This window comes from Nocardiopsis alkaliphila YIM 80379, from assembly GCF_000341005.1.
In the GTDB taxonomy this organism is placed as follows: domain Bacteria; phylum Actinomycetota; class Actinomycetes; order Streptosporangiales; family Streptosporangiaceae; genus Nocardiopsis; species Nocardiopsis alkaliphila.
This window is the reverse complement of sequence record NZ_ANBD01000140.1, coordinates 31746-49336: the sequence shown is the minus strand read 5'-3', so window position 1 is coordinate 49336 and position 17591 is coordinate 31746. Positions and strand designations below refer to the sequence as shown.

Here is a 17591-nt window from a genome sequence, read left to right as displayed (position 1 = left end):
CGGGCCGCCGGCGGCAACGTCCGTGAGGTCGTGGAGCGCGACATGGAGATCCACCGTCTCTCCTCCCGCCTACGTGCTCTGCGCCGCTTCGGCCTCGACCTGTGCCTGGGACGTATCGTCCACGAGGACGCCCCGAACGAACCCGTCTACATCGGCAGACTCGGCCTCACCGACCCCGACGGGCGTCGGCTCCTGCTCGACTGGCGCTCGCCGGCCGCCGAACCGTTCTTCGCCGCCACCCACGCCGACCCGATGGGTCTGAGGGGACGCCGCCGCTACCGGTGGACCCGAGGCCGGATCAGTGACTACTGGGACGAGGTGTTCACCGACGACGGGTTCTGGGGGCACGCCGCCCTCGATGACCAGTCCGCCTTCATCGCGAGCCTGGCCGAGGACCGGTCGGATCGCATGCGTGACGTACTCGGCACCATCCAAGCCGATCAGCACGCCATCATCCGTGCCGGTTCCGGCGGCGCCCTCGTGGTCGACGGCGGTCCGGGTACCGGCAAGACCGTCGTCGCCCTGCACCGCACCGCACACCTGCTCTACTCCGACCCGCGCCTGGGCCACCGCCGCGGCGGGGTACTGTTCGTCGGCCCGCACCAGCCCTACCTGGCCTACGTCTCCGACGTCCTGCCCAGCCTCGGTGAGGAGGGAGTGCGAACCTGCACCCTGCGCGACCTGCTTCCCGAAGGGGCCACCGCCCTGCCCGACCCTGACCCCGCGATCGCCCGCCTGAAGTCGTCCGCGAAGTTGGTCGATGCGATCGAACCGGCCGTGCGGTTCTACGAAAAGCCGCCCACCCAGGGGATGGAGGTCTCCACTCCCTGGGCCGACCTGTGGTTGAGCGCCGCCGACTGGGCCGAGGCGTTCGGCGCGGTGGAGGCCACGACCCCGCACAACGAGGCGCGTGAGCAGATCTTCGAGGAACTGGTCGAGATCCTGTCCGACGCCCTGACCAGGGCCCTGGGCGAGGAGGACGTCACCACCGACATGCTCCGGGACGCGCTACGGCGCGACCGAGAGCTGGTCGGTGCCCTCTACCGCGCCTGGCCGCTGCTGGAGCCCACCGACCTGGTCGGGGACCTGTGGTCCGTCCCCGCCTACCTGCGTATGTGCGCCCCCTGGCTGGAGCCCGACCAGGTCCGCGCCCTCCAGCGCCAGGACGCCCACGCCTGGACCGAGTCCGACCTACCGCTGTTGGACGCGGCCCGGCGGCGCCTCGGTGACCCGAAGGCGGCCGAGCGCAAGCGCCGCCACGAGGTCGCGGCCGCCACCGAGCGCGAACGTGTGTCCATGGTCATCGACGACCTCCTCGCCGCCGATGACGACGGTGAAGGACTCGTGACGATGCTGCACCACGCCGACCTGCGCGAGAACCTGGTGGACGAGGCCGCGCTGCCCACCGCCGACTCCGATCGGCTCGCCGGCACCTTCGCGCACATCGTCGTGGACGAGGCTCAGGAACTCACCGACGCGCAGTGGCGGATGCTGCTGGCGCGCTGTCCGTCCCGGAGCTTCACCATCGTGGGGGACCGGGCCCAGGCTCGGCACGGCTTCACCGAGTCCTGGAGGCAACGGCTGGAGCGCGTGGGGTTCGACCGCATCGAGCAGGCCTCGCTGAGCATCAACTACCGGACTCCGGAGGAGGTCATGGTGGAGGCCGAACCGATCATCCGGTCCGTGCTCGACGACGCCAACGTGCCGACCTCGATCCGCACCGGCGGACACCCCGTCGTCCACGGGTCCGTTGCGGAACTGGGTTCGATCATCGACGCCTGGCTCGCCGAGAGTCCCGAGGGGATCGCCTGTGTCATCGGTGACCCCACGTTCGAGGACGGGCCCCGGGTACGGTCGCTGAGCCCGCTGCTGGCCAAAGGGTTGGAGTTCGACCTGGTCGTGCTCGTGGATCCGGCGGACTTCGGCGAAGGGGTGGAAGGGGCGGTGGACCGCTACGTCGCGATGACTCGTGCGACCCGGCGTCTGGTCATCCTCACGAGTGCCTGACCGACGCCTCTCTTCGACGGAGGGCCACGTCACCGGAGCCGGCCCGCTCCATGGCCGGCTTCGGACGGCGGAACACGAACCGGATCGCCGCGACCGGTCCCGCGGCGATCCCGACGTACGGGCGCGCTGGTCATCGTCGAACAGGGCCTTGTGTGCGCCGGCGAGGCCTTCGAACCGACCCCAGAGGCGCGCGGTCCCCTTGTTCGCACGGCTCCTCGCCGCACGGCCGGCGAACCCCTTCACCCGGTCCCTTCCACGCCGGGCCACCACCGTCCACCCACTGGGCGGGGCGGTGGCCCGGCCCAGTGGAGAAGCCGAGGGGAGGTTCACGTCGACGATCTCGCCGCCTCGGCCAGGGCTCACACCCTCGCCACGAGCTTGATCTCGACCAACAATTCCGGGAAGGCCAACCCGGAGGTGCCGATCACGGTGCTGGCGACCTGTGGGTCGGGCCGGCCGTACGCCTCCTTGCGCACCGGGCCGGTGACGGCGTCCGCAGCCTCGACGTCCACCACGTAGATCGTTTCGTCGACGACGTCGTCCAAGGACGCGCCGAACCTCTCCAACAACCGGGACGCGTTGGCGTAGCACTGGCGCATCTGCGCTCCCGTGTTGGTGAAGTCCGTGACCCGACCGTCCGCCCCGACCGGTGCCGGGGCGATGAGCTCCGTTCCCTGGTGGGACACCTGACCGGATAGATGGATGACGTCGCCGTGTCTGACCGCCTGCGCGTAACCGTGCTCGTCCTCCCAAGGCACACCGAGGTAGTGGGTCTGCTTCTCAACGCTCATGGTGTTCTCCTCGACTCGTTCGACGACCGAAGGCCGGTTCGGACCGATCTCCTACGTCAGGGACACTATGGAGAAGGCGGGTACGCCGAACAGGGATGAGCGTGCCGCTCGTGGCAAGGATCGTGCCAGGTCGCACCGCACGGACGACGAGCCGGTGGATCGAGGGGAGTCGGACATGACGGGACCGGATGACGACGCCCTGGTGGTGGCCATCCTCGCGGTACCGCGCCTGTACGCCTTGGACGTCATGATCCCGGCCCACGTCCTGGGCCGCCATCCGGGATATCGGGTCCTCGTGTGCGGTGAGGTCGAACGGGGGCGTTCCGACGAGCCAGGGGGAGTGGGACCGGAGACGGTGGTGACCGAGGTGCGCGTGACGCACACGCTCGATGACGCCGTGAACGCCGACGTCCTCGTGGTTCCCGGGTACGCCGCGCCGCACTCGCCAGTGCCGGAACGGTACCTGCGGACCCTGCGCTCGGCCCACGAGAAGGGGGTGCGGATCGTGGGGATCTGCACTGGTGTGTTCGCGCTCGCCGAGGCCGGTCTGCTGACCGGGAGAACCGTCACCGTTCACTGGCGTCACGCCGAAGAACTCCGCGCCGCGTTCCCGAACGTGGAGGTCGCCGAGAACCGGCTGCTGGTCGAGGACGGACGGATCCTCACCTCGGCCGGGGCCAGCGCGGAGATCGATGCCTGCCTGCACATGATCGAGTCGGACTTCGGGACCGTGGCCGCGGACGCCGTGGCCAAAGAGGTGGTGACGGCGCCCGCCCGTGACGTGGCGGAACCGCAGTACAGTACCGTGCGGCCTGGCGCACGTGAGGACCTGCGCGCCACCCTGGACTGGGTGAGCCACAACCTCGGGGCGCCGATCACCGTCGACGTCCTCGCTCGACGCAGTCGGATGTCGCGGCGTACCCTCATCCGCAACTTCGACCGTGAAGTGGGGACGTCGCCCATGCGGTGGGTCCTGTCGCAACGGATCAAAGGCGCGCGCCGGCTGTTGGAGACGGGGGACCGGACGATCGAGAGGATCGCCGAAGAGACGGGGTTCGGGACCGCAGCGAACTTCAGGGCGATCTTCCGGCGTGAAACGGGGGTAGCGCCGAGCACCTACCGAAGGACGCACGGTGTCGACGTCGGAGCCCCGAAGGCGCCGGCCCACCCCTCCTGACGATGACGTCTCCATGTCGGGTGGCGGTCCGGCCGATCCGCCACCCGATCGCGTGTTCAGCACCCATCGCCCGGTGAAGCACGCCCACAAGCCATGGGCGTGCCTCCAAAGCGCGCCGTGACCTGCGCGAACCCAGTGACTCCGTCGAGGTCTCCGTCCGGGGGATCAGTGTCCGCAATTCATTGACAGTCTAGACGGACTGTGAAAATGTGTCGTGAACCACTGTAGGTGAAGGGGTGTGTCCATGACATTCAGCGGTAACACGGTCGACTACGACGTCCGTGAGCATCGTGCCTACATCACGTTGAACCGGCCCGACCGATTGAACGCGATCACCGCCGAGATGGCCCGGGAGATCAGCGCGGCCGTCACCGCGGCCAACGACGATGATTCGGTGCGCGTCATCGTGCTGAAAGGGGCTGGCCGGGCGTTCTGCGCCGGTTACGACCTGAAGTTGTACGCAGAGAGCGGCGATCAGCACCAGGGCGAGGTCTGGGATCCGATCCAGGACTTCCGGTTCATGAAGGCCAACACCGACCACTTCTTCTCGCTCTGGCGTTCGGCCAAACCCACGATCGCCCAGGTCCAGGGGTATGCGGTCGCGGGCGGAAGCGACATCGCCCTCTCCTGCGACCTGGTCGTGATGGCCGAAGACGCCGAGATCGGATACATGCCCGCGCGGATCTGGGGCTGCCCCACCACCGCGATGTGGGTCTACCGCCTGGGAGCCGAACGGGCCAAGCGCATGCTGCTCACCGGCGACACCATCGACGGCGTCCAGGCCAAGGAATGGGGGCTGGTCCTGGACGCCGTACCCGAGGACGAACTGGAGGCGGTGGTCGAAAAGCTCGCCGACCGCATGGCCGGTGTCCCCATCAACCAGCTCGTCATGCAAAAGCTCATGATCAACCAGGCCTACGACAACATGGGCCTGCAGAGCACCCAGAACCTCGCCGTCCTCTTCGACGGCATCACCCGCCACTCACCCGAGGGTCGCTGGTTCGTCGACTTCGCCCAAGAACACGGCTTCGGTGCCGCCGTCCAATGGCGCGACACCGGCCGCTTCATCCCCGATGGCGGCGGTCCCGTCCCGGATCGGGACGAGATCGCCCAGATGCGAGAAGAGCTCGCCGCCAAGGACGCCGCCAAGGAGAAGAACCGATGACGCACCTTCCCGAATCCCTGTGGCCGGCGGACACGAGTCGACCCTTGCTCGACGTCACGGTGGGTGGACTCCTGCGCGGGGCGGCGGCCGAAGCACCCGACAAGCTCGCCTTGGTGTCGGTCGCGCCGGGCCGTGAGGACCGCACCTGGACCTACGGTCGGTTGCTGGACGAGGCCGAACACGCGGCCGCTTGGCTGCTCGACCGGTTCCGGCCCGGCGAACACGTGGCGGTGTGGGCGCCCAACGTGCCCGAGTGGCTCGTGCTCCAGTACGGAGCCGCGTTGAGCGGACTCGTCCTCGTGACGATCAACCCCGCCCTACGCAGCGCCGAACTCCAGTACGCGCTCGACACCTCGCGCGCGGTCGCTGCCTTCTACGTCGATGACTTCCGCGGTACCGACATGGCGGCGATGCTCAAGGAGGTGCTTCCCGCCGTGCCCGCGGTCCGTGAGGCCGTCGCCTTCGAAGGCTGGCTCGAACAGGTGCGCGCCACCGAGAAACGCGCCGACCTACCGACCGTCGATCCCCAAGAGCCCACACAGATCCAGTTCACCTCCGGCACCACCGGCCGTCCCAAGGCGGCGGTGCTCGAGCACATGGCCATGGTGACCAACGCCGCCCACGTGCGTGAGCGTTGTGAAGCTCCCACCGGCGCGACCTTCGCCACCGCCCTGCCCCTCTTTCACACCGCGGGTTGTGGCCTGGCCGGCATGGGTTCGGTGCACGAGAGGGCCACACTCGTGCTCGGCGAGGTATTCGACCCCACCACGATGCTCACCGCGATGCAGGACCACCGCGCCGAGATCCTCGGCGGTGTCCCCGCCATGTTGCACGCCCTGCTCGCACACCCTGACCTGGAGGACTTCGACCTCGGCTCATTGAAGGTGGTCATGTCCGGCGGCGACGCCGTGCCACCACCCTTGGTCGAGGCGTGGGAGAAGCTCTGCGGAGCCACCGCCAGCGCGGTCTACGGGCAGACCGAACTCAGCCCCATCGTCTGCCAGACACGACCCTCCGACACCCGTGCGGACAACCTGTTCACGGCGGGACGGCCCTTGCCCGGCATCGAGGTGGCCATCCTGGACCCCCACACCGGTGAGATTCGCCCGGTCGATTCCGAGGGTGAGATCTGCGCACGCGGTTACTCGAAGATGATCGGCTACCTCGACATGCCGGAGGAGACCGATAAGACGATCGACGCCGATGGGTGGCTGCACACCGGTGACCTCGGAACGATGGACGCACGCGGATACGTGAAGGTCACCGGGCGCCTCAAGGACATGATCATCAGAGGTGGAGAGAACATCTACCCTCGAGAGATCGAAGAGGTGCTGACCAGGCACCCGGCCATCGCCGGGGCGACCGTCATCGGTCTGAAGGATGAGCGGTGGGGCGAGAACGTGGCCGCCATCGTCCGGTTGGACGAGAAACATCCGGCGCCCACCGCCGAGGAGTTGCACGACTACCTTCGCGAACACCTGGCGCCCCACAAGACACCCAAGGCCTGGTACGTCACCGACACCATGCCGACCAACGCCATGGGCAAGCTCCAAAAGTTCCGGCTCCGCGAACAGATCGAGGCCGGGGGACTCCGGTCGCTCTGACCANGACGATCGGCGGGGCCGCCCGCGCCCTCGGGCACGTCCCCGTCTCGTTAGGGTGTGGGACGTGAGTGGCCTGACCCGTAAGGAACAGCGCGCCAGAACCCATGAGGCGCTTCTCGACGCGACGATCCGCTGTTTGGTGACCCATGGGTACGCGGGCACGACGACGCAGCGGATCCAGGATGAGGCGGGGGTGTCCCGGGGTGCCCTGCTGCACCACTTCGGATCCAAGTCGGAGCTGCTCGTGGCCGCCATCCACCACATCGCCGAGATGCGGCTGCGTGAATTCAGTGAACTGGTCGCGGACCTGGGCGAGGGGTCCCAGGCCCTGGAACAGATGGTGCGGGCCATCCGGTCGGTGATGGCCGGGCCACCTTTCCAGGCCGCCATCGAGCTGTGGACCGCTTCACGCACCGACGAACAGCTGCGCGCCGCGTTGTTGCCCGCGGAGCGCAGGCTCGGTTCGGCGCTTCGGGGCCTGTTCAACGAGCACGCGGGCATCGCCGACCCCGAAACGGCCAAGATCGCCTTCGAATCCCTGATGGCGTTGGTCCGCGGCCTCGAACTCACTCGCATCATGCGTACCGACCAGAGCCTGGAGGATCGACTCATCGACGACTGGCTCGGCAACGTCGCCCGCCTGCGTGAGTACTGAACCGCCCCTACGAGGCTTCGACGGAGGCGAGGTGGGCCGAGCACAGGTCCGGTTCCACGAAGGCGTCCAGACGGTCGACCGTGAGGGGTGAGTTCCACGTCTCCAACGCACCTCGCATGAGGCCCAGGTGCAGGGAACACACCACCTCGCGCCGCTCTGCGGCCAGTTCCAGGAACGGGCAGTTCCGCAGGCCGATGTTCTGCGGGTCGGTCAAGGGGCGCTCGGGAGCGAAATCCAGTTCGTCGAGCAACCGCATCAGCAGCGCGATCGATTCAGAGGGTTCGGCCGTCGTCGCGGTCCGGGACGCCTGCCCGCGTCCCCATGAACGACCGGCCTCGATCGCCCGGTTTCGCGCGTCGGGTGTGGCGCAGAGGCTTTCGACGAGCGCCTCGGCCAACGCCCGATAGCGTCGCGGCCCCTTCGGGTCCATGCCCCGAACCGGACGGTACCGGCGGGCCGGGCGTCCGGGAACGCCGCGGTCGGTGGTCACGTGTTCGACCTGGCCGTTGGCGACCAAGGTCTCCAAGTGGAAGCGAACGGTGTTGGCGTGGACGTCGAGCCGCTCGGCGATCTCGGTGATCTCCATGGGCCGGCGGGTGTCACGCAGGAGGCGTAACACCTCCGCGCGGCGTCCCGTGAGACGCTGGTCCACCTTTGACTCGATCAACCCGTTTCCTTTCCCGGATCCGCTGAGGGCAGGCCCGCGACCAGCGGGGTGTCCACTCCCAGGGGGCCGATGTCGTCGGCGCCACCGGGGGAGCCCAAGGCCTGTTCACGGCCGGGCAACGGCGTGGCGAAGAACACCGCGTTGTCGGCCAGGTATGGTCCGAACTCTTCCGGCAGGTCGTCCTCGTAGTAGATGGCCTCGACCGGGCACACCGGTTCGCAGGCACCGCAGTCGATGCACTCGTCGGGATGGATGTACAGGGCTCGGGAGCCCTCGTAGATGCAGTCGACCGGGCACTCGTCCACGCAGGAGCGGTCCAGGACGTCCACACACGGTTGAGCGATCACGTAGGTCATGCTCCAGAGTTTATCCAACCAGAGGTTGTAAAAACTATTCTCAGGAGCAAAGACGCCCTTCAAGAACGCGAACGTCTCCGAACCCCGGGCACCGGCCATGCGTGAAACGCGCAAGCCGACGAGCATCCAGGAATCAGGGTTCACCCTCGACCCGTGCAGTGGGCCTTGGCGAAGATGGTCACCTGGGCCGCCTCCGTCGACGCTGGGGCGGGAGCTGGAATTCCTACCGGAGCCGTCGGGCCAGGCGGCCTCCGGTCGCTCGCCGCCCTGGTGTGCTACCCGCCGGTGCCCTGAGCAGAGGACACGGGCTCCGCCGTTCGGGCGAGTCGGCGGGCGATCACCCCGCACACCAGGAGTTGGATCAGGTGGAAGATCATCAGGGGGAGCACGTACATTCCGACCTGTTCGGAGGGGAACAGCAGGATGGCCATGGGAAGCCCGCTCACCTGGCTCTTCTTCGACCCGCAGAACATCAGCACGACACGGTCGGCCCGCTCCAGGCGCATCGATCGGCCGAGGCCGGCGAAGAGGGTGAGCACGATCGCCAGGAGCACGCACGAGACCAGGACGACCACGAGCAGTTGTGAGGGCGCAACGACCTCCCAGAGCCCTTGCGCCACCCCGATGCTGAACGCCGCGTAGACCACGAGCAGCACCGAGCCCTGGTCGACGAACGACACGACCCGCTTGTGCTCCTTCAACCAGGGGCCGATCCTCTTGTGCAGAAGTTGGCCGGCGATGAAGGGGACCACGAGCTGGCCGAAGATCCCGAGTAGGGACTCCGGGGTGATCTTTACGGTCGATCCCAACAGGATCGCGGCGAGCATGGGGGTGAGGGCCACACCGAGCACGTTGGAGATGGACGCCGAACTCACGGCCAGGGCCACGTTGCCACGCGCGATCGAGGTGAAGGCGATCGAGGACTGCACGGTCGACGGCAGGATGCACAGGAAGAGGAAACCGGTCGCCATCACCGGGTTCAGCACCGAGGCCGGTAGCGCGACGATCGCCAGTCCCAGTAGTGGGAAGACGACGAAGGTACAGCTCAGGACGAGGAGTTGGAAGCGCCACCGAGAGAACCCACGGCGGGTTTCGGTGGGGGAGAGCTTGGCCCCGTGGAGGAAGAAGAGTAGGAAGATCGCCACGACGGTGAGGTGATCGAGAACCTCCGCCGCCATCCCACGAGCCGGCATCAGCGTCGCGATGATGGGCACCAAGACCAGCAGGAGTAGGAAGGGGTCCAGGGACCGGGTCAGACGGGAGAACATCCGTCCACTCTCCCGTCGAAGTGCGTATTCGGGAAAACGGGTGTACCGAATCGACTGTACGCATCACCCCTGGTGGGCGCGGAGCGGGGGTCTACCCCAAGGCGCCCCGACGGTCGGGTTCGAGCCGGCCCGTGGTGAGGCGGTGGGCGGGTCCTTGGGCACCACGATGGGTCGGCCCCCGCTGGAGAGGGCCCGCAGAAGGGCTTCAGTCTCCCCGGCCGGGTCCCGACCTCGGTTCTTCTTCGCGTTCGTATCGCTGCCTGAGTATCTCTTGGTCCACAGGGCTCATCTGGTCGTAACCGACGTGTTCTCGCACCCGCCGGTCCAGCTCTCGCTCGTAGGAGATCTTCGTGCCGGCCCAAGCGATGACACACGCCGGCGCCACCGCGCCCGCCATCGCGAGGATCTTCCAGCGTGGTCGGAGCCTTGGTTCGTCCGACCAATGCAGGATCAGCGCGAAGGCGACGACCAGTGTGTAGACGGTGACGGTGGCGATGGTTCTGACGGGGTCGCTGCCCAAGCCCGGCGTTCCCGCCGCCCAGACGTGGGCCGACCCCGCCAACAGAGCGCACACCATCAGCGCCGTCGCTGTCCCATGACGTGGGAATCCCGATGATCTCAGGTGGAGGTGAAGGACCAGAGTGGCCAGGCGAAAAAGACCCAACAGAGGGGCACCGAAGACCAAGGGGAACCACAGGTAGTGAACCCTGAACATCATCACGAGGAAGGTGGTGACCAGGAAGGAGGCCCATCCGCCCAAGAGGACGAGGGCTGGATAGAAGACCGCTTCGAGCAGGATCGCCACAATCGTGGGACGGGGGAGGTGACCGTCCCTTTCCGGGAACGTGTTCTCGGGGGCGGGGGAGCCATCGGAAGGGTCGGGGGCGATGCGCGGGCTGGGTCCGCCCGGGTCGGTGACGTTGCGATGGGAGACGACCACGGGTGGGGCGCCCTCGATGAACCACTCGATCCGCCCGCTTGGTGCTTCAGCCACCTGGGCGGCTCCAGTACCGTCGAATGACGACTTCGTTTTCCCTCTTGGTCGGAACGGACCCGTACACACTGATGGATCTAGCCAGGTCGGCCTGGGCCAGACCTGTGCGTTGGCGTGCTCGGGCCACCCGGTGACCCGGTTCGGCGCAGTCGAGGGCCGTGTGTTCCACCGTCGAACACTCAGGTCCTCTGAAGCTGTTGGCGCACACCCCGACCGGCAGGGGAGGTGATGTCGGGTCCCGTGCTCACCAGATGCCGAGCCGGTGACCGTTGGAGCGCGGTAACAGGTCTTGCCATCTGCGAGCGTCAGGGCGATCACGCTCGCGACGGATCCAGGTTCAGAGACTGAACGATTCACAGGACGACCCAACCGCCACGGCACTAGATGTGCTGTTCGGTGAGGTTGGTGACACGGGCTGCTGGGACTTGCCCTCCGATCCCGGTGTGGGGCCGATGGTAGTTGTACCAGCCCAAGAAGTCGGGATAAGCGGCTTGGCGCTCGGCCTCGCAGGAGTAGAGGCGAGCGTAGGCCCACTCGGTGGCCAGCGTGCGGTGGAATCGTTCGACCTGGCCGTTGGTCTGGGGCGCCAGTGCCGGGTCCACCGGGCAGCGATGTCGAGCTCGGCGCAGGTTCGTCGCCAGGTGGTCTTGGTGTAGGCCCAGGCGTTGTCGGTCAACACTCGTTGGACAGTGACGCCGTTGGCGGCGAACCAGGCATGGGCCCGACGCAGGAATCCCGCGCAGGTCGCGGCTTTGTCATCGGTCAGGATCTCCGAGTAGGCCAGGCGGGAGTGGTCGTCCATGCCGGCGGGGCCGTGGGTGCGGTAGCGATCGGCCCACCGTTTGGCGGTGGTGTGGGCGACCTGGAAGCGTTCGGCGGCCTGGCGCAGAGTCCATCCGTGCTCGACCACGCAGCGGGCCAGGCGCAGTCGTCCGGTCGGGGTGAGTGGGGCGTTACGGTGGACCATGAGGGCCTCCTGGGCATCGGTGCAGACTTCGCGATCCACACCGGAACCAGAAGGCCCTCACCTGTGTCCAGCACCCGCTGCGGCGTTTCGTTTGTCACCAACGTGCCGGGACATCACATCTAGGCCTCACGGATCCAGAGCGGTCGGACCTCGTGTTCGGTGATGCGCCAGCCCGTTCGCGTGCGTGCCGCGGTGCTTGTCAAGCGCAGGCCGCCGATTCGATGTGGTGACTGTCCCTCACGGAAGTAGTACGCAATCGAATTCGCCGTAACGGCAGCCTGGTCGCCGTTGAGGTCCACCAGCAGGTCGGAGTGCGTGTGCTGAGTGCCCTCCCCTTCGACCTCGGATCTTCGTAGGAAGTCGGCGAGCTCTTGGATACCGCGTAACCGGCCTCCGCGCGGCGAATGCAGCGCCACGTCGTCGTGGAAGATGGTGGCGAGGTCGTCCCAGCGTTGCTCATCGAGTACGAGCGCGAAGCGAGTGAACAGGTCGGCGATGGCGAGGCGGTCGGTGATCAGTGGCTCGTCGGGCATGGAGTCCTCTTCCGTTGGATCCACTAACGTTGGTGACGCCAACTATACACAGGTTCGTTGGCCCTGCCAACGATGTATCTTGGCTTGATGGAGCAAACTCCCGCACGCTTGGTCGGTAAACCCAGTTGGCTGATCACTCAGTTGTCGGTCCACGCCCATCGGCTGGCGTCCGACGCCTTCGCTGAAGCGAACGCACGCGGCTACCACTACCGGATCCTGTCCTCACTCGACGAGTTCGGCACCGCGAGTCAGGCCGACCTCGGCCGACGCTCAAACATGGATCGCAGTGATGTCGTGGCTGCGATCAACGAACTCGCCGAGCAGGGCTGTGTCGAGCGCACGACCGACCCCGGCGACCGCAGGCGCAACCTCGTCTCCCTCACCAAGGCCGGAGAGCAGCAGTTAGGGCGACTCGACCGCGTCCTCGACAAGGCACAGGAGTCGCTCCTGGAACCGCTGACCGCTGAAAGCCGGGACACCCTGGTGTGTTTACTGAGTGAACTACTCGCTCACCACCAGCGCGGTTGATGGCTCAGGGACCTGGCCGGCCTCGGCTGGAGAGGGGAAGGGATCACCTCGATACCCACCGGACCAGTACGGGTACCAGGCCACCTGAGACGCTCACCCCACGCTCTGCCCACCCACCGGTGGCTCGGAGGGGAGGACGAGTCAACGAAGTACTACCGGGAAGGGACGTAGCCCTCACTTATGGGGAGTGGTGAGCGCACTCCCCACGGTGCCGCGCCGTCCGTTCTTCCGGCCCTGCCGGCACCGGGCGAGGTGCCTCGGTGGTGACAGGGCCGCGAACGTGACCTTCGGGATTCCTCCTCTACTGGGAGTCCTTCCCCTCGTCCTTCCCGTCCTGGTCTTCGGACTGGTCCTGGGGCTTGGAATACGGTGTCCGCTTCGGCTTGCGGCTGGGGCGCTTCATCGAACCGGTTCGGGCCGGCAGTGTGCCGGGTGTACCAGTCGACCGGATCTGCTTGACGTAGGGGTCGCGCAACACGGGTGGTTCATCGATGGCTTCGGGCTCGACGACCGTCTCCGAGGTGTCGTGCTCGTCCTCGTCCTGACGACGTTCGTACTCTTCCGGAGGCAAGACCTTCTTCCAGTTGCGTGTCCGCATGGGTGGCAGTTCTCCGGCGTCTTCCCGCAAGGCTCGGTTCAGCGCGTACATCTGGAAGTACCCCATCACGAAGAACGGCAGGCCGACGAGAACGATGATCTTCTCGAGCGCCGCCAGGCCGCCGGTACCGGAGAACACCAGCAGGGTGGCGGTCACCACGGCGATGGCGATGGCCCAGAAGATGCGCTGCCCCAACGGGTTGAAGTCCTCGTGGCCATTGGCCATCGTGTCGGTCACCAAGGCCGCGGAGTCCACCGAGGTGATGAAGAAGACCACCACCAAGAGGATGGCGATCACCGAGACGATGGCGGTTCCCGGATAGTGCTCCAAGAAGGCGAACAAAGCCCCAGGGATGTCCCCCTGCTCCACGACGTTCTCGACCAGGTCACCATCACGATTGAGTTCGATGTCGAAGGCGGAGAACCCGAAGACGCCGAACCACAACACCGAGAAACCGGCCGGAATGAGAAGTACTCCGGAGATGAACTGACGGATGGTGCGTCCCTTGGAGATCCGGGAGATGAAGATCCCCACGAACGGTGACCAACTGATCGTCCAGGCCCAGTAGAACACCGTCCAGTCGGACTGCCAACCACTGTCGGTGAACGTGTCGTTCCACAGGGCCAACTCCGGCAGGTTCACCAGGTAACTGCCCAGGGACTCGATGGTGCCCCGGAGCACGAAGAGCGTGGAACCCGTCAACAGGATGAAGGCCAACATGCCCACGGCTATCCAGATGTTCACGTTGGACAGGACCTTGATGCCACGGTCCAGACCCAACGCCACGGAGATCATCGCGACCCCGCCGACGACGCCGATGATGACCAATTGCCACACGGCGCTCTCCGGGACGCCGAGCACGCGGTTGATCCCGCTGTTGATCTGGAGGGCCCCCAAGCCGAGGGAGACCGCGACACCGAAGACCGTACCGACGATGGAGACGATGTCGATGAACCTGCCGATCGGCCCATGGATCCGTTCTCCCAGAAGCGGCTGGAAGATCGAACTGACACGCGGAGGCAGGTTCCGTTTGTGGATGAAGTAGGCGAAGCACAATGCGGGCAGGGTGAAGATCGCCCAGGTGTGCAGGGTGAAGTGGTAGAACGTGAAGTTCATCGCGTCCGCGGCGGCATCCACCGTTTCCCCCTCCACGCCTAGAGAGGGGCCTCTGGGGGGATCACCGAAATGGCTGATGGGCTCGGCCACGCCCCAGAACATCAGGATGCTGCCGATACCTGCGGCGAAGAGCATGGCGAACCAAGCCGGTCGGGAGTGCTCGGGTGGTTCGTCATCGGGTCCCAACTTCACCCGCCCGAATCGGCCGAGAGCGGTATAAATCAAAAAAACCAAGAACAAGGTGAGGCCGAAAATGTAGAACCAGCCCAGGTTGGTGTACAGCCACTCCGAGGCGATGGTGACGGCCGCGTCCACCGGATCGGTGAAGACGATGGTGATGACCACGAACGTGATGATCACGGCGGCCGAACCGAAGAAGATCGGTGGTGAGGTCCTCAGCCTCAGGAGATCGTGCAAACGGGTCAGCATGTGAACGGCTCCTCGAACTGGCGCCTGTGTCGAAGTCGGATGTGATCTCCTACCCCGCCCGAGCGTTGTTCCACGTGTCCGATATCGGACATGAGAGAGGTCTCCGATAAAGGGTCCTCGACCAAGAAGAACCTGATTACCAGAGACCTCGTACACACCCTAACGTTGACACGGAAGTTCGATCAGAACGACGCGCAATGAGAGGCATATGCGCTGTTCGTCGAATTCGTGGGAGGATCGTCCGGGTGGTGCTGTCGGTGTGGCCTCCACGATGCTCGGCCCCTCGGGCGGTTCTACTCGCCACGAAAAGGCCGAAGGCCCGTGCACGCCCTCGTGCACGAGCCTTCGAATCCATCGGCGGAAAACTAGTGCCCCGATGTCAGGGTCCCCGAGAGCTCCCCGTGCAGCCGACGGCTGGGTTCGTTCAGCCCGGTGATCTCCACCTCCACGCCATGGCGCTGGAAGTGCTCGTTCACCCGGTCCAACGCGGCCACGGCCGAGGAGTCCCACACATGGGCTCCGGACATGTCCACCACGACCCTGCTCAACCCCTGCTCGGCGTAGTCGAACCGGTCGACCAGGTCCCCGGTGGAGGCGAAGAAGACCTCTCCGTTGACCGAGTACACCCGGGTGCCGCCCTCGGGGTCCAGGACACTGGTGACGTCGGCCTGCATCGCGGCCTTACGGGCGAAGAGCACCATCGACACCAGCACGCCGATGATCACGCCCAGCGCCAGGTTGCTGGTCCACACGATCACGACCACCGTGACCACCATGACCAGGGTCTCGGTCCAAGGCATACGACTGAGGGTGGACGGAGCCAGACTGTGCCAGTCGAAGGTCACCAAGGACACGAAGACCATCACCGCCACCAGTGCCGCCATCGGGATCAACCCGACGATGTCACCGAGCAGCACGCACAACAGCATCAGGAACAGCCCCGCCAGGAAGGTGGAGATCCGCGTGCGAGCACCGGAGGAGACGTTGATCATCGTCTGGCCGATCATCGCGCACCCCGCCATACCGCCGAAGAGCCCGACGAGGATGTTGGAGATCCCTTGCCCCCGCGCCTCGCGGGCGTGGTCGGAGGAGGTCTCGGTGCGGTCGTCCACGAGCTTGGCGGTCAGCAGGGACTCCATCAGCCCCACCAGCGCCAGCGTGAGGGAGTACGGGGCGATGAGTGCCAGGGTGTCCCAGGACATCGGAACGTCCGGAAGCAGCGGAACCGGGAAGGAATCGGGCAGTTCGCCCTCATCGCCGACGGTGTGGGTCGAGAGCCCCATCGTGATCGCGGCGATGGTGAGCACCACGATCGCCACCAGCGGAGCCGGCACCGTCTTCGTCAGGCGCGGAAGCCCGAAGATGATCCCCAGCCCGATGGCGACCATGACGTAGGCCGGGACGTCGAAGCCGAGCAGGTAGGGCATCTGGGAGAGGAAGATGAGGATCGCCAGCGCGTTGATGAAGCCGGTCATCACGCTGGGTGGTACGAACCGCATCAGCTTCGACACCCCGGCCAGGCCCAGGGCGATTTGGATGAGCCCGGCCAACAGGGTGGCGGCGATCAAGTGGTCGAGCCCGTACTCGATCGACAACGGCGCGACCACCAGGGCCATGGCACCCGTCGCCGCGGAGATCATCGCGGGGCGTCCACCCAGAAAGGCGATGGATACCGCCATGATGAACGAGGCGTACAGCCCTACCCGGGGATCGACCCCGGCGATGAGGGAGAACGCGATCGCTTCGGGGATCAACGCCAAGGCCACGACCAGTCCGGCGAGGACGTCGGTGCGGATCTGGGCGGCGGAAGGCACCTTCGACCGCAAGGTGCGAACCGGTGTCACAGGCAGGTTCATTGAGCTCATCAGGTGTGCGGGCAGCCCGGACCCAGGGCTGCGGAGATCGTGGTGAGAGGTGTCGGGCTCAGGCCCGCGGGAGTCCGGGCGTTTCAGGGGAACGCCCACCGGCACGGCTCGGGAGGCCAACGCGGGAAACTCTACCCTTACGTAAGGTTAGAGATGGTGTGGTCTGACTGAGACAACGATCACCAAGGGTCGCGCCCCCGATGTTCAGGAGACGGCGGAACCGTGGGAGCGCTTGCTCCGCAGGCGTTCCCCGAACTCCTCCGCCATGGCCAACTGTTTGCGCAGGGTCTGACAGCGCGAAGCGATGGACTCCTCGAAGGCGTCCAGCATCTTGGTCAGGGCCTCACGCTCGACGGTCGGCGTCGTGGGGTCGTCCAATCGGTCCAAGGCCTCCAGGAGTTCACGGGTCTGCTCCAGGCTGAAGTCCAATGGTTTCATCCGCTTGATCAACTGGAGGCGATCCACGTCATCTTCGGTGTAGAGGCGAAACCCTCCGCGTGAGCGCGCCGAGGGCTCCACGAGGCCGACTTCCCCGTAGTAACGGATGGTCCGCAGTGACAGACCGGTGCGCTCGGCCACCTCGCCGATGCGCATGTGTCGGGCGCCGACCATCTTTACGCACACTCCCTTTCCCCGAGCCCACCCTAACGTCGGAACGGGGAGGGAACACACGGCCCTGGAGGAGGAGAACCATCCGCGTCCTCTTCGGTTCAGGGTCTTCCTGGGTGTCAGGATGGGCGGTGCCTTCTCGGCCCCGGCGAGAAGACCCGAGGTGGGGCCCCATCCAGGGCGATGACCCGAGGAACGGGATCTTCCCGGGTCTGAGAACCCACGTGCGGGCGCCACCGTGCCATCGGCGCGATGCCGCCCG

15 protein-coding genes and 1 pseudogene are annotated in these 17591 nt (G+C 66.3%); 6 read left to right on the top strand and 10 right to left on the bottom strand.

Annotation, left to right across the window (positions count from 1 at the left end; translation table 11 throughout):
* A partial coding sequence (gene helR, locus D472_RS0119725) for an RNA polymerase recycling motor ATPase HelR (protein ID WP_017606188.1) occupies nucleotides 1-2007 on the top strand: 2007 nt, incomplete at its 5' end.
* Nucleotides 2008-2366: 359 nt separating this feature from the next.
* Here helR and D472_RS0119720 read toward each other — a convergent pair.
* Nucleotides 2367-2798, bottom strand: coding sequence for a RidA family protein (locus D472_RS0119720; protein ID WP_017606187.1), 432 nt, complete (start codon nucleotides 2796-2798; stop codon nucleotides 2367-2369).
* Between the two features lie 175 nt (nucleotides 2799-2973).
* Here D472_RS0119720 and D472_RS26025 point away from each other — a divergent pair, with 175 nt between their 5' ends.
* The 4 genes from D472_RS26025 (at nucleotide 2974) to D472_RS0119700 (ending at nucleotide 7399) form a co-directional block, all read left to right on the top strand.
* Nucleotides 2974-3975 carry a GlxA family transcriptional regulator gene (locus D472_RS26025; protein ID WP_239643013.1) on the top strand — a complete coding sequence of 334 codons (1002 nt, stop codon included), beginning with the start codon at nucleotides 2974-2976 and terminating at the stop codon, nucleotides 3973-3975.
* Between the two features lie 244 nt (nucleotides 3976-4219).
* Nucleotides 4220-5140 carry a crotonase/enoyl-CoA hydratase family protein gene (locus tag D472_RS0119710; protein WP_017606185.1) on the top strand — a complete coding sequence of 307 codons (921 nt, stop codon included), beginning with the start codon at nucleotides 4220-4222 and terminating at the stop codon, nucleotides 5138-5140.
* Entirely contained in the window at nucleotides 5137-6744 is a 1608-nt protein-coding gene (locus D472_RS0119705; protein WP_017606184.1) for an AMP-binding protein, read from the top strand. Before D472_RS0119710 ends, D472_RS0119705 begins: the two co-directional genes overlap by 4 nt.
* 64 nt (nucleotides 6745-6808) lie before the next feature.
* Nucleotides 6809-7399, top strand: coding sequence for a TetR/AcrR family transcriptional regulator (locus tag D472_RS0119700; RefSeq protein ID WP_033304267.1), 591 nt, complete (start codon nucleotides 6809-6811; stop codon nucleotides 7397-7399).
* Between the two features lie 7 nt (nucleotides 7400-7406).
* On the opposite strand, the gene D472_RS0119695 is transcribed toward D472_RS0119700, so the two are convergent.
* From D472_RS0119695 to D472_RS0119665, 6 genes and pseudogenes are all read right to left on the bottom strand, one after another.
* Nucleotides 7407-8066, bottom strand: coding sequence for a helix-turn-helix transcriptional regulator (locus D472_RS0119695; protein ID WP_017606182.1), 660 nt, complete (start codon nucleotides 8064-8066; stop codon nucleotides 7407-7409).
* The gene (fdxA, locus tag D472_RS0119690; RefSeq protein ID WP_017606181.1) at nucleotides 8063-8422 is read right to left on the bottom strand and encodes a ferredoxin; all 360 of its coding nucleotides are present in this window, start codon (nucleotides 8420-8422) and stop codon (nucleotides 8063-8065) included. Before fdxA ends, D472_RS0119695 begins: the two co-directional genes overlap by 4 nt.
* Nucleotides 8423-8697: 275 nt before the next feature.
* Nucleotides 8698-9690 carry a bile acid:sodium symporter family protein gene (locus D472_RS0119685; RefSeq protein WP_017606180.1) on the bottom strand — a complete coding sequence of 331 codons (993 nt, stop codon included), beginning with the start codon at nucleotides 9688-9690 and terminating at the stop codon, nucleotides 8698-8700.
* 205 nt (nucleotides 9691-9895) lie between these two features.
* On the bottom strand, nucleotides 9896-10684 hold the full coding sequence (locus D472_RS26020; protein ID WP_051046037.1) for a hypothetical protein: 789 nt from the start codon (nucleotides 10682-10684) through the stop codon (nucleotides 9896-9898).
* 380 nt (nucleotides 10685-11064) lie between these two features.
* A pseudogene (locus D472_RS27800) lies at nucleotides 11065-11651 on the bottom strand (integrase core domain-containing protein).
* A 119-nt stretch (nucleotides 11652-11770) separates the two neighbouring features.
* Nucleotides 11771-12184, bottom strand: a complete 414-nt coding sequence (locus tag D472_RS0119665) for a nuclear transport factor 2 family protein (protein WP_017606177.1) — start codon at nucleotides 12182-12184, stop codon at nucleotides 11771-11773.
* 87 nt (nucleotides 12185-12271) lie between these two features.
* Between D472_RS0119665 and D472_RS0119660 the strand changes: the two genes are divergently transcribed.
* The gene (locus D472_RS0119660; RefSeq protein ID WP_017606176.1) at nucleotides 12272-12712 is read left to right on the top strand and encodes a MarR family winged helix-turn-helix transcriptional regulator; all 441 of its coding nucleotides are present in this window, start codon (nucleotides 12272-12274) and stop codon (nucleotides 12710-12712) included.
* Between the two features lie 301 nt (nucleotides 12713-13013).
* On the opposite strand, the gene D472_RS0119655 is transcribed toward D472_RS0119660, so the two are convergent.
* The 3 genes from D472_RS0119655 to D472_RS0119645 all read right to left on the bottom strand — a co-directional run bounded on the left by D472_RS0119655 (nucleotide 13014) and on the right by D472_RS0119645 (nucleotide 17332).
* Nucleotides 13014-14855 carry a BCCT family transporter gene (locus D472_RS0119655; RefSeq protein WP_017606175.1) on the bottom strand — a complete coding sequence of 614 codons (1842 nt, stop codon included), beginning with the start codon at nucleotides 14853-14855 and terminating at the stop codon, nucleotides 13014-13016.
* Between the two features lie 365 nt (nucleotides 14856-15220).
* Nucleotides 15221-16720: a SulP family inorganic anion transporter gene (locus tag D472_RS0119650; protein WP_026117881.1), complete on the bottom strand. Its 1500-nt coding sequence runs from the start codon at nucleotides 16718-16720 to the stop codon at nucleotides 15221-15223.
* 204 nt (nucleotides 16721-16924) lie between these two features.
* Nucleotides 16925-17332, bottom strand: coding sequence for a MerR family transcriptional regulator (locus D472_RS0119645; protein WP_017606173.1), 408 nt, complete (start codon nucleotides 17330-17332; stop codon nucleotides 16925-16927).
* Nucleotides 17333-17591: the final 259 nt, after the last annotated feature.